The sequence below is a fragment of the Maridesulfovibrio bastinii DSM 16055 genome (assembly GCF_000429985.1).
Lineage (GTDB): Bacteria > Desulfobacterota > Desulfovibrionia > Desulfovibrionales > Desulfovibrionaceae > Maridesulfovibrio > Maridesulfovibrio bastinii.
In genome coordinates this window covers 1-12,760 of the sequence record NZ_AUCX01000020.1, presented here as the reverse complement: position 1 = coordinate 12,760, position 12,760 = coordinate 1, and the positions used below count along the sequence as shown (strand labels likewise).

Below are 12,760 nucleotides of genomic sequence, written 5' to 3'. Positions count from 1 at the left end.
CTAACAGCAAAAGTCCTATTCCACAGTAACACTCTTAGCCAGATTACGGGGCTGATCTACATCTTTGCCCAGGTAGTCTGCGGTTTCGTATGAGAAGAGCTGTAATGCCGGCAGAACCATGAACACGTTCAACGGGCCGGAGACTTCCGGGAGTGTCCATTCATGTTCAACCTCAAGGTCAGTGCCGGGGTTGGTCAGGGCAATGATATGCCCGCCTCTGGCCTGTACTTCAATGAGGTTGGATTTTACTTTGGGAAAAAGATCATCATTAAGGGCTATGGCAAATGTCGGGAATTTCTGATCAATAAGAGCGATAGGACCATGTTTCATTTCTCCTGAAGCATATCCCTCGGCATGAATGTATGAAATTTCCTTAAGTTTAAGAGCTCCTTCCAGAGCGAGCGGGAAGTATGGACCGCGCCCAAGAAACATAAAACTGCTGGCATCAGCATACTTTCTGCCAAGAACTTTAGCCCGGTCACGCATTGCAGGCAGGGCTGATTCCAGAACAGAAGGAAGACTCTTTAAATCCTGCAGGAATTCTGCAAACTGCTTGGTATCGTGAATGCCTTTACGTTTGCTCCAGTAGAAAGCCAAAAGCATCAGAACTGTAAGCTGGCTGCACATAGCCTTAGTGGAAGCAACACTGACCTCCGGGCCGGCCTGTGTATAGAGCACATGATCCGACTCACGGGAGATACTTGATCCAACAACATTGCAAAGTCCGATTACCGGCAGTCCTTTTTCTTTAGCCAGCTTTATCCCGGCAAGGGTATCAGCTGTTTCACCGGACTGGCTGATAGCCAGAACCACACCGTCAGGATCAAGCAGGGGATCACGATAGCGAAACTCTGAAGCGATCTCCACATCAACAGGGATTTTGGCCCACTTCTCCAGCAGATATTTACCCCACAATCCGGCATGATAGGATGTACCGCAGGCAACAATATGCAGTCGCTTCGGGGCTTCCATATCGTCCAGCTCCGGCAGATCGACTTTATTGTTTGCCAGATCAACACGCCCGGCAAGGCAATCAAAAATAACCTTGGGCTGTTCAAATATTTCCTTGATCATAAAATGCTTGTAGCCGCCTTTCTGAGCGGACTGAACATCCCAATTGATTGTGTTGATTTCTTTTTCAACCGGTTCAAGGGTGTCTGATTTGAAAACATCCCATGACGAGGCGGTAATCCTTAAAAGTTCACCATCTTCAATAAAAACAACTTCGCGGGTATATGGAAGGAAAGCCGGAATATCAGAAGCAATAAAGTTTTCACCTACCCCTATACCCATTACCAGAGGGCTGGAAACACGGGCGGCATACACTGTTCCGGGACTTTCAACATCTATGATTGCAATTGAGTAAGCTCCCTCAACCTGCTTTAAAGCCCATGAAATGGCCTCAAGCATATCAGGGTGCTCTTTGCGGCCTTCGGCAATAAGGTTGATAAGGACTTCTGAATCAGTCTCAGAACGGAATTTATATCCCTTCTTCAAAAGGTCTTCTTTAATCGACTGATAATTTTCAATAATTCCATTATGGATCATGGCAAGACGGCCTTCCTGATCCAGATGGGGATGAGCATTACGTTCAACAGGAATACCGTGGGTGGCCCATCTTGTGTGGCCGATTCCACTTGTGGAATTAATTAAATTTTTTTCAGAAAGTTTCTGCTCAAGGGCCGATAATTTACCTTCGGCTCTAACAAGTTCTATATCATGGTTGACAACAGTTGCCACACCTGCGGAATCATACCCGCGGTACTCAAGCCTTCTCAAACCTTCAACAATAAGAGGCACAGCCGGACGATGGCCGGCATAACCGATAATTCCACACATATTTAATATCTCCTGTTACAGCGCAGGCCTGACTTCGCCCGCTTTGTGGGAAATGAAATTTAACTTTTCTGTGATGCTTTTTTCCAAAAATCAGGCCACTGCTCCATCAAAGCGCGCAGAGCTTTTCCACGATGGGAACGGGAATTCTTTTTTTCACGACTCATTTCAGCCGCCACGCATCCCAGCTCAGGATCAAAGAACAGTGGATCATAGCCGAAGCCTTCCCGCCCTGACAGCTCAAAAGCGATACGGCCTTCCCATTCGCCACGGCTTTGGATACGGATATTATCAGGAGTGGCAGCAACCATCACACAGACAAACCGGGCTTTACGATCCTGTTCAGGAATACCTTCCAGTGCCTGCAAAAGCTTGGCATTATTTTTTTCAGGAGTAGCTCCCTCTCCGTCCGGTCCTTCCCCGCTGTAGCGAGCAGAGTAAACTCCGGGAGCACCGTCAAGATAATCAACCTCAAGCCCTGAATCATCGGCAACGGCGACAAGCCCGGTGGCATTGGCCACTGTCTGGGCTTTGATTATTGAATTTTCGAGGAAAGTTTCGCCCGGTTCAGGGATTTCACCTATTTCCGGGAATTCATCCAAACCTATTACTTTGAGACCAAAATCCTTAAGCAGGATATTGAATTCTGCAATTTTACCTTTATTTCTGGTGGCCAGTACTACTGATTCCACAAAAGCCCCCATATCATACAACAATTATGCTGCTTTCATATTCTCTGAAGTTACAAACTAACGCGAATTCAACTTTCATAACTAAAATTTCAAGCCGAAAATCACGCAACAAAAACATAATTAATTAGTATTCAAACTAATACAAGGTCGAATCTATTTGCGCAACCGAAGCCTCAAAGCATATAAAAATAAAGCCTGAGAAATGTTCGGTAATTCAAACATGTTCAAAAATTCATCAATCATTTAAAACTATAACGCAATTCAATTTTTAAAAACGCATCCATGAGTTACAATCTGAACCAGCTCCGAAGGGCATAAAAAAGGAGCGGACAGCATAAAAAGAATCAGTTATCCATGCCGGAACAGGCTCGACCTGTACAGTCCAATACCAATAATTCAGGATTAATATATGAAAAAAATAAAAGTTTTTACAATAAGTCTGGGATGCCCCAAAAACCGGGTCGATACCGAAAGAATGCTGGGCGCGCTCGGTTCAGATATGGTTCCGGCAGAACGAACTGAAGAAGCTGATCTTATTCTGATCAATACCTGTGGTTTCATCCGCCCCGCAGTGGAAGAATCCGTACAGGCGATTCTGGACGCTGCAGAAGAAATTTCAGGACTTCCCCAAAAACCGTTGCTCGCTGTAACCGGATGTATGGTCAGCAGATATGGAGAACTTAACGAAGACCTCCCTGAAGTTGATTTATGGCTTACAACCGACAGGGTTGATTTATGGCCTGAAATTATTTCAAAAGCCCTTGGCAGAGATTTTAACGCAGCAACATACCGCAGAATAAGCACCGGGCCATCCTATGCCTATTTAAAAATAAGTGAAGGCTGCTCGCACTCATGCAGCTTCTGTACTATTCCATCCATCAGAGGACCGCATATTTCCCGGCCCATTCCTGCTCTTGTCGAGGAAGCAAAAACAATTGTTGCCGGAGGAATACCGGAGCTGGTTCTTGTCGGACAGGACTCCACTGCCTACGGTTGCGATCTTGACGACGGCACAGCCATACGGCCCCTTATTGAGGAGCTGATGAAAATAGACCGTCTTGAATGGATGAGGTTAATGTATCTCTATCCAGCAGGACTGACAGACTCATTCCTCTCCTTTATGGCCGGGGCCGGACGCCCTCTACTCCCGTATTTTGATATTCCGCTTCAGCATGCACACCCTGAGATACTCTCATCAATGGGACGTCCCTTTGCCCATAATCCCCGCAAGGTCATAGAACGTGTCAGAAAGCATATTCCTGAGGCCGTCCTGCGCACAACCATAATTGTCGGTTACCCCGGAGAAACAGAAGAGCATTTTAAAACCCTGATGGATTTTGTAGAAGAAACCCGCTTTCACCATCTCGGTGTTTTTGCATATCAGGCTGAAGAAGGCACACCGGCGGCAGAACTTGAGCAGCTTCCTGATGAAATAAAAGAAGAAAGACGCGAGGCCGTAATGGCGCTCCAGAGTGATATAAGCCATGAGCTTATGGAAGAAAATATAGGCAGAAAAGTTCAGGTTCTGGTGGAAAAACCACACGATGAATGGGACGGGCTGTTTACCGGCAGAGTATGGTTTCAGGCTCCTGAAGTTGATGGAATCACCTACGTCAGCTCACCTGAGGACGGCCCCGAACTTTCACCGGGAATGATTGTGGAAGCCGAAGTTGACGACTGTACCGACTACGACCTTATCACTTTGGTATAACAGAATATTATTAAAACCATTAAAGAAGCCTGCGGCCATAAAGACCGCAGGCTTTTTACTTTCAGCATAAATTTTTACAGATCTATTATTTTTAAATTATGATCGTGTATTCCAGACATTTCCTGATATTTAGAAAGGACTTTGCCGCCATTTTCCAAAGAAGAAACCAGCTTACTGACAAAATCAGAACGATAGCAATACCTGTCTTTTATATTGAGTTCTATACCATGTGTTCCAGTTAGCTGCATTCTGTATTCAAGGTTGGAGTCAGGTCTGATACCCTTGTGCCCATTCGGATCAGCAATCATTACCGTAAGCACCGCTTTCGCTATTACGTTTCGTTTTTTTTGCAGACAATAATTAAGGCTACGCTTCTCGGAATCCGTCAGACCTAAAGTTTCCCCAGTAAGACCTTTTTGGAAAGAAAATTTAGCACTTAAAGCTACCGCAGGCTCATAATTACTGTAAGCTTTAAAAATAAGCGTTCCTAAAACTGCAAAACAGGTTATCCCTATCATAAAAAAGATAATCTTTTTGAAAGCTGAATCAGACAAATTAAACTCCAATAAAAATCAATAATAAATATATTTCATTCAAAATAAGTCTGATTTACAAAAAACAAAATTATAAATTCTGATTCCCACTTAATTATCAATTTTGCAACGTACAATTTTAGCATCAGCTTTTTCAGTTTTTTCGTAACCTGATGATGCCGCCTGAGCTTTGTAAATACTTTCATATTCACCAAAACGGACACAGTACCAGGGCTTCCCACCTCTTTTTACAGAAGTTACAACGTAAGCTGGATATCCTTTTTTTTCTAATCTCTTACGCATGCTTACAGCGGAAGACATAATTCTGTTCGAACTAACCTGAACTGAATATTTTATCGGCTCAAGGCCGGATTTAATAATCGGCTTTACAGTAGAATTGCCCCCGGCATAAGCTTTACCGCGGACATCGAAAAACTGCCACGCAAGCGGACCGTCCACCGGATGTGAATAAAACATAAACCGTCCGGGAGTATCTGTTGAAAAATTGAATAAATCTTCACGACCGACAGTATTTTCAGCCACGGTACGACCGGTATTCCTGTCCACCACCCGGACCAGCACAGAAGAATAGATTGAATTGTCAGGCATGGCGAAAGTTATTGTCGAATTTGCAGGATATGTTGCGATATCATTGGCTGACATACATCTGCTTACCGACTTAAGTCCTCTGTATACAGGAGACTCTGTCCTTACAGCCATAGGCATGCTCATGGTAGGATCACCGAGGAAAACAAAATCAGCCAGAATGTCGCTTTTTAAATGCTCCTGCTTTTCTTCGTAACCAGCATATTGCGATCTGGCTTCTGTCAGGGCATCAGATATACGCAGTTTTCCACTGAAATAAGCCCGGTGAAATTCAAGCATAAAAAGACTGCGCCCGCTCAAATCGACCCTCAGAAGAGTTCCCTTATCAAGCTCAGCCTTGATGTTTTCATTATCCCCCGATTCGTTAACAGGGTTGCCGCCGACCATCACCCCGAGAGCCGCTCCCGGAGAAAGTAGCATCGCTTCAGGAGTGGAGAGCTGGTCTTTGTCGCCTTTATTCAGGTTTAAATGACAGTATGGATCAAGCACTATAGGGAGACCGGGCTTGTACTCCAGAGACATAATATCGGTGCTGTTAACAAAGCTGTTGCCGAATTTTAAAGTCCCGTCACTTCCGGGAACCATAAGCCACTGAATTGCGGCATCATCCCATGAAAGGCTTTTTAAAAAACGTTCCTCGTTGCAGCCGCCGACTCCGCCCAGATATCTGATGGCTTCGGGGCCGGCCATACCTTCTTCCTGAAGGCGGAAGAAAATAAGCTCACTGTCATGCAGCCCCTGACCGGAAAGACCTTCGCCACCCATGAAAACAACAGGCCATGCCGGACGGTAGTCACGGTCACCGTACCAGCTGTCAAATTTTTCAGCGACAGCAAACGCCTGTTCAGGATTTTTTGCCGGAATACGCCCTACAGAGATGGCACTCTCAGGTGACCCGCCGAAATAACCATACCCGGCATCAGCAATGTAAGAGGTTGAATTATCAGCGGCGTTATACTTCACTGCCGGAATGAGCTTGAAATCTCCAAGCAGCAGTACAGTTAAAACTCCGTATTTTTTATCAAGCTCTTTTATTTTCAACCTGATATCGTCAGCTATTTTCTCAAGCTCGGACTGCGTGGAATTGCCGGCATGAACAGAGAGCAGCAGTGAATCAACCCCTTCATACTGGCGGTGCAGATAAGAAAAATATCTGGCTGCCTGCTTAAACTCCGGTCTGAAAACAATCACACTTTTTTTCTTTTCCCTGAATGGAGCTGAGGAAACTTTAACCGCACTTTCTACAGGCTTAATGTCTTCCTGACTTTGCAGGTTGAGTTTGCATCCACCAAAAGAAATGACAGCGCACAGGCAGAAAAAGGAACAGAGCAGAGCAGACAGTCTTTTCATTAAAACGGACTCCCTGCGGACAATTTTTCAGCAACTGTCTGCCAGACTTTGGCAGGAGTTATAAGACGCATACAGTTATGGTGTTTTTCCGGGCAGACTTTACCACCGTGAAGACCGCAGGGGCGACATGCCAGACGCTCTTCAAGCACTGTTGAATTATTCCCGCGCGGATAAAATCCCAGTTTTTCAACCGTAGGACCGAAAATCGCTACAAGAGGAACATTTTGAACCCATGCAATATGCATCGGTCCAGAATCGTTGCTCACATAACAATCAAGCATACGGATATAAGCGGCAAGATCAGGAAGATTCAAAGTTCCGGCAAGATTCAGGACTTTATCTCCACTATGCGCCCCGGAAATAATTCTGGATACAATCTCCTCTTCACCCGGACCACCGAAAGCGATCACCTGCACCCCTTCCGCCGAGGCCAGATCAATCAGCTTAGAAAAATATTCAGCCGGCCACCGTTTTGTTTCCCAGACTGATCCCGGATGAATACCAAGCACGGGGACCTGTTCCAGTGAGGAATAAAAATCTGAAGCTTTTTGCAGACTTTCCTCAGGAAGATCAAGCTCCGGTTCAGGTGCGGGCAGCCCTATTCCCAGTGGAACTCCCAGAGCCATGAGCCTTTCAATTTCAGCCCGTTCATTAAACCTGCGCTGAACCGTATGGGTATAAGCGAAACGGTTGTACCACGGAGCATCATAGCCTATCCTGACAGGTACTCCAGTTGATCTGGCTACGAGAGCGGAGCGCATACTGGTATGCGCTGAAATAAATAGATCAAACCCCTTCCGGCCAAGCGACCTTCCATACTCTATGGCCGATTTCAGGCTCTTCTGATCTCCACGCTTTGCAAAGCCGTAAACTCCGGCTAAATTTTTCTGGGCCGCAAACAGGCTTTCAACTCCGGCCCGCACAAAAAAATGAATTTCAGCTCCGGGGAACCTCTCTTCCAAAGCGTTGATAAGCGGCAGAGTTAACACAGCATCACCGAGGAAAGCTGTTTGCCACAAAGATATCTTCTTGAATTCAATGCTCATTTATATATAAAATCCTTTTAGCAAAACAAAATTACCATGCGAAAGGCTTATACCTGAATGTTTCAAAATCACAAAATCATTTCAGCCTTGCGGCGCCGGGCAGCAGGCATATTTAACCTACGGATTGAATGTAAGATTCTTTCCGAAGAAGAAACTGATACTTAAGACCAAAGCTATTCCGAGCAGAATATAGACATCTATTTTTGGATTTAAAATTCCTTTTCTGGCGCCCATTTTTTTTTCAAAGGCAAAATATCTCACAGCTGAGGTTATGATAAGAGCCATGCCACTTACCAGAGTAAAAACACTCAGGTAGGCTATGTCTGCAAAAATTTTAGGATTTGCTTCAGGCATAAGATGTTTTAAATAAAGTGCGGCTTTTTCTAAAACAAATCCAAGTGTTATTATGCCGATAGAAGCTCTGGCCCAGGAGAGAAAAGTACGTTCATTGGCCAATAAAGTTCTAAGCGAAGCCTGTTCGGTACGAATCTCGGCAAGCCTGTTTCTCTCTCTGGCCAGCTCCGTAGTGTTCATTTCCTGTAATCTGCGCTTTTCCGGAGTTTCATTTTCCATAACAATACTCTAAGGTTCTATATTTACTGTTCTTGAAATATGGCGACTATGACTATAATCTGTCTTCCCTGTTCAGCTCTATTCCAGAGTGAAACAGGCAATATCCGTTCGCAAACTTATTTTACAACGGCTGAGTGCCGTCAAGAGGAATGATTATGAAATATATTATTTTTGAAGACTTTTCAGGGGACCCTCTGCCGATAATTTTTCCTAATAGAATAAACTATTTAGAGTTTAGAGAGCAGATGCCCTACACAAAAGTGATTTCGGCCGGATATGTTCAGGTCCGTGAAAACGGTTTCGCCTGCCACGGTGAATCCAAAGAACTCAGGGTTGCTTCACGTCCTGAGGACGGTGAAATTATAAAAAATAAACTCGATGCTCCGGAAGAATAATCACAATCTACTCAGCAAGCATACAAAAAAAAGCCCCGAAGAAATTCTCCGGGGCTTTCTACCATTCAGGCCACAACAGCCTTAGTCATACTTTACAGCACTGACCTTCATGAGCTTGTCCCAAGTGTGGACAGCTTCAATCAAACGGACAGTTCCTGTTTTACCGCGCATTACAAGCGAGGTGGTTTCTGCGCCGTATCCAAGATAGCGCACACCCCGCAGGAAGGTTCCACCTGAAATTCCGGTGGCTGAGAAGAAAATATCATCGCTTTTAACCAGATCGTTGACAGTCATAATGTCACGAAGGTCATAGCCTCTGTCAAGCATAGCCTGCTTTTCAGTTTCAGACTGCGGATCAAATTTGGCAAACATCTCTCCGCCCATGATCCTGATGGCACAGGCAGCCAGAACACCTTCAGGGGTTCCGCCTGTTCCAACCATGACATCAACAGGGCAACGAGGATCTACTACCATAAGAGCACCGGCCACGTCACCATCTGTATGCAGCTGAATTCTGGCGCCAGCATCTCTGATTTCCTGAATCAGAGCATGATGGCGGGGCTTTTCAAGGACAAAAACAACGAGGTCGTCAACATCCTTGTTCAGGGCTTTAGCTATCTTTTTGAGGTTTTCCTTAACCGGTGCATTGATATCGACCATATTTCTGGCCGCAGTCGGTACCACGAGTTTATTCATATAAAAACTCGGGCCGGGATCAAGCATGGCTCCGGTTGGAGCAACTCCAACTACAGAAATAGCGTTAGGGCGTCCGTATGCCAGAAGATTGGTGCCTTCAACGGGATCTACGGCAACGTCCATACCCGGACCTTCACCTACACCCAGCTTTTCTCCATTATAAAGCATGGGAGCATGGTCCTTTTCACCTTCTCCAATGATAACGGTTCCATTGATTTCAAGGCTGTTGAAGCTAAGGCGCATGGCGTCAACCGCTGCCTGATCGCCTGAGTTCTTATCACCCCTTCCCAGCCAGCGGGCTGATGCCAGCGCAGCGGCTTCGGTTACACGAACCAGGTCAAGGGCAAGGTTTCTCTGAGGAGCTTCCATCTTCTTTTATCTCCAGTGGATGATTGAAATTCAGTTAAACAATGTAATGTGCCTTTACATAAAATTTATTTTCAGTCCAGCCTTGCATTACGAAATGAATTATGTTGTTTCCACATGTGAAAAAGCCGTTTTTTTCAAGGCCCAGCGCCTACTTTCCGAGGTAACGGTTGATTTTTCATAATCCTAAGCTTATTAGATTAATATCTAAACTTTCTTTAGAAACTTTTACTTGATAAATTTCTTCAAAATGAATTTAAAAAATACGGATCACCATGAACCGCATATATCCACGTCTCAATACCGCGGCCCTGCTAAGCACATATATCTTAAACATCATTATGGTCTCCTTTGTCGCCTGTCTGCTGGTCTCAACGACTCCGGCAAAGGCAGCAGGAGCAACCATAAGTGAAGACTTCACAGTAGCATGGAAGCAGTTTCATGCCCTTGCCAAAGACAGCAGAAGGGCTAAATACCGTGCTAACTGGGTTAAAATAGGCAAAAAATTCATACGCACTTTCAAGCGCTCTCCAAGAGGGAGTTATGCCCCTAAAAGCCTGTACTACGCCGGAAGGACTTATGAAGAGCTCGGAACCCACAGCGGACTGAAAAAAGATTTCAGGACAGCTGTCGACTATTACGGCCGAATGATTTCAAACTTTCCCCGGCACAGCTGGACTGATGACTGCCTGTTTCTAAGAGCAGAACTGCAACGGACCAGACTTGGAAATAATGATCTTGCATACTCCGATTATCTGACCATTGTCCATAAATACCCCAAAGGGGACATGTATAAAAAAGCCAGAAACAGGCTTGATTCAATGGACAGAAAGGACATTCCCAAACCTTCGGCCAAAGCGAATCGTCCATCCGGCACAGTTGTTTCTTCAAAATCTCCCAAGAACCAGAGAAAAAGCGGAACAACAACCAGACTTCAGGCTGTCCGCTACACCAGCAGTGAAAGCTATACCCGTGTTGTGCTGGATATGGATGAGCAGACGCCTTACCGCTATCAGCTGCTTAACCCCAATCAGAACGCCAACCGTCCCCACCGCTTATATATTGACCTTGAAGATACCAGACTCGGACCTGATGTTCATAAAAAGATTGTCATTGCTGATGGAATTCTGAGAGGAATACGCTCAGCTCAAAAAGACCCTAGAACCACCCGGGTTGTTCTGGATTTCAATTCCATGCAGGAATATAAAATTTTCCCGCTGGAAAATCCTTTCAGACTGGTTGTAGACGTTCAGGCTAACGAAGAATCAAAAAGCGACATCCCCATTGAGGAAGATGCTGTCTATAATAAAAAAGCCCACAGCAAACCTAAAAAATACACACCGCCCAAGGGCAGTAAAAAGATGGCCGGTGAACTTCTGGAGCAGCTCGGCCTGACTTTCAGAACCATCATGATCGATGCCGGTCACGGTGGCAAAGATCCCGGTGCGCACGGACACGGACTCCGTGAAAAAGATGTTAACCTTCACTTTGCAAAAATGCTGGCCGGGAAGCTCAAAAAAGCGGGATTCAGAGTTCTTTACACCCGTGATACGGATGTATTCATTCCGCTGGAAGAACGTACCGCCATGGCCAACGTAAAAAAAGCGGACATGTTTATTTCCGTACACTGCAACGCCCATAGAAACAGCAAAATACACGGTCTGGAGACATACACTCTGAACCTTGCAAGCAACCGCAACGCTGTACGTGTTGCAGCCAGAGAAAATGCTGTTTCCATGAAACGCATAAGCGATCTTCAGGTTATCCTGACGGACCTCATGCTCAATTCAAAAATGAAAGAAAGCCGCGATCTGGCTACTGATATTCACAAAAGCGCGCTTGGCAAACTCCGCCGCAGGTGGAATGTGAGAGACCAAGGAGTGCGTGAAGCTCCTTTCTATGTGCTTATGGGAGCAAAAATGCCTTCAATACTTATCGAGCTTGGATATCTGACCAATAAAACTGAAGCTTCAAGACTCAAATCAGACCGTTATCTTTCTTCTATTGCCGACGGTATTGTTAAAGGGGTTCTGCAATACAAAAAAGAAATCGAACGTTACGCCAACCTGTAGCGCAACGAAAACTCAAGTCGGCATAGTTCTCAACGGGAATTATGCCGCAGCTTTAATGGATACCAAGGAAAACAAGATGATTGAGTTAGATATTCCCGGATTCAAAAAGCTTGAGATTGAACACCTTGTTCTTGATTATAACGGAACTCTGGCACTTGATGGCAAATTACTCTCCGGTGTCAGAGAACTACTGATGGAAATATCGACTCAACTTAAAATCCATGTTGTGACAGCAGATACCCTAGGTCATTGTGCCGAGGAGCTTAAAAATCTTCCTGTTACAATTCATATACTGTCAGCAGCCCCGGAAGACGAGGCCAAGCTTGATTACCTAGCCCGACTGGGAAAAGAGAGCTGCGCCTGTATCGGCAACGGCCGTAATGATAAACTTATGCTGCGTGAGGCGGCTCTGGGTATAATCATTTACGGTCCGGAATGTTTCTCAACAGAATCTTCGGCGGCATCTGATATAGGATCAACAGATATCCTATCTGCTCTGGGGATATTCACCCACCCCAAAAGAATGCTGGCAACGCTTAGAAATTGAAACAAAAAATCCCGCTTTAAATAAAGCGGGATTTCAGATTGATGACAAAGTCCTCGCCTTTTGGCGGGGACTTTTTTATATTATTTGCATGTTAAAAAAATCTGATCAAAAGCAAGTCACTGTTGAGCTAGTAACAATTGAAGAGCTGGTTCCTGAAAACCATTTACTTCGAAAAATAAATAAGTTTATCGACTTTTCATTTATTCGAGAGAAGACCAAGCATCTTTACTGTGAGAACAATGGTCGTCCAGCAATTGATCCAGTTGTTCTTTTTAAGATGTTATTTATTGGGTATATATTTGGAATTCGCAGTGAGAGGCGTCTTGTCAAAGAAATA

At 45.0% G+C, this 12,760-nt stretch carries 12 protein-coding genes; 5 read left to right on the top strand and 7 right to left on the bottom strand.

Annotation, left to right across the window (positions count from 1 at the left end; genetic code table 11):
• Positions 1-15: 15 nt before the first annotated feature.
• The gene (glmS, locus tag G496_RS0110955) at positions 16-1,839 is read right to left on the bottom strand and encodes a glutamine--fructose-6-phosphate transaminase (isomerizing) (RefSeq protein WP_027179331.1); all 1,824 of its coding nucleotides are present in this window, start codon (positions 1,837-1,839) and stop codon (positions 16-18) included.
• Between the two features lie 59 nt (positions 1,840-1,898).
• Positions 1,899-2,528, bottom strand: a complete 630-nt coding sequence (locus G496_RS0110950; protein WP_027179330.1) for an XTP/dITP diphosphatase — start codon at positions 2,526-2,528, stop codon at positions 1,899-1,901.
• Between the two features lie 409 nt (positions 2,529-2,937).
• Here G496_RS0110950 and rimO point away from each other — a divergent pair, with 409 nt between their 5' ends.
• A complete protein-coding gene (rimO, locus tag G496_RS0110945; protein WP_027179329.1) occupies positions 2,938-4,239 on the top strand; it encodes a 30S ribosomal protein S12 methylthiotransferase RimO in 1,302 nt (433 codons plus the stop codon).
• A gap of 74 nt (positions 4,240-4,313) precedes the next feature.
• Here the strand turns inward: rimO and G496_RS0110940 are convergent, their stop codons facing one another.
• The 4 genes from G496_RS0110940 to G496_RS20585 form a co-directional block, all read right to left on the bottom strand.
• Complete coding sequence (locus tag G496_RS0110940) at positions 4,314-4,793, bottom strand: hypothetical protein (protein ID WP_027179328.1); 480 nt, start codon at positions 4,791-4,793, stop codon at positions 4,314-4,316.
• A 90-nt stretch (positions 4,794-4,883) separates the two neighbouring features.
• Complete coding sequence (locus G496_RS0110935) at positions 4,884-6,728, bottom strand: C25 family cysteine peptidase (RefSeq protein ID WP_034633058.1); 1,845 nt, start codon at positions 6,726-6,728, stop codon at positions 4,884-4,886.
• A complete protein-coding gene (gene waaF / locus G496_RS0110930; RefSeq protein WP_027179326.1) occupies positions 6,728-7,774 on the bottom strand; it encodes a lipopolysaccharide heptosyltransferase II in 1,047 nt (348 codons plus the stop codon). The genes G496_RS0110935 and waaF overlap by 1 nt, the downstream gene beginning before the upstream one ends.
• 117 nt (positions 7,775-7,891) lie before the next feature.
• The gene (locus G496_RS20585) at positions 7,892-8,347 is read right to left on the bottom strand and encodes a YidH family protein (protein ID WP_051294985.1); all 456 of its coding nucleotides are present in this window, start codon (positions 8,345-8,347) and stop codon (positions 7,892-7,894) included.
• Positions 8,348-8,502: 155 nt separating this feature from the next.
• Between G496_RS20585 and G496_RS0110920 the strand changes: the two genes are divergently transcribed.
• Positions 8,503-8,742, top strand: coding sequence for a hypothetical protein (locus tag G496_RS0110920; RefSeq protein WP_027179325.1), 240 nt, complete (start codon positions 8,503-8,505; stop codon positions 8,740-8,742).
• An 81-nt stretch (positions 8,743-8,823) separates the two neighbouring features.
• Here the strand turns inward: G496_RS0110920 and glpX are convergent, their stop codons facing one another.
• Positions 8,824-9,807, bottom strand: a complete 984-nt coding sequence (glpX, locus tag G496_RS0110915) for a class II fructose-bisphosphatase (RefSeq protein WP_027179324.1) — start codon at positions 9,805-9,807, stop codon at positions 8,824-8,826.
• Between the two features lie 272 nt (positions 9,808-10,079).
• Between glpX and G496_RS0110905 the strand changes: the two genes are divergently transcribed.
• The 3 genes from G496_RS0110905 to G496_RS19435 all read left to right on the top strand — a co-directional run.
• On the top strand, positions 10,080-11,876 hold the full coding sequence (locus G496_RS0110905) for an N-acetylmuramoyl-L-alanine amidase (protein WP_051294984.1): 1,797 nt from the start codon (positions 10,080-10,082) through the stop codon (positions 11,874-11,876).
• A gap of 55 nt (positions 11,877-11,931) precedes the next feature.
• Entirely contained in the window at positions 11,932-12,423 is a 492-nt protein-coding gene (locus G496_RS0110900; RefSeq protein ID WP_245577902.1) for an HAD family hydrolase, read from the top strand.
• A gap of 88 nt (positions 12,424-12,511) precedes the next feature.
• The coding region (locus G496_RS19435) for a transposase (protein ID WP_034633049.1) at positions 12,512-12,760 on the top strand (249 nt) is incomplete at its 3' end.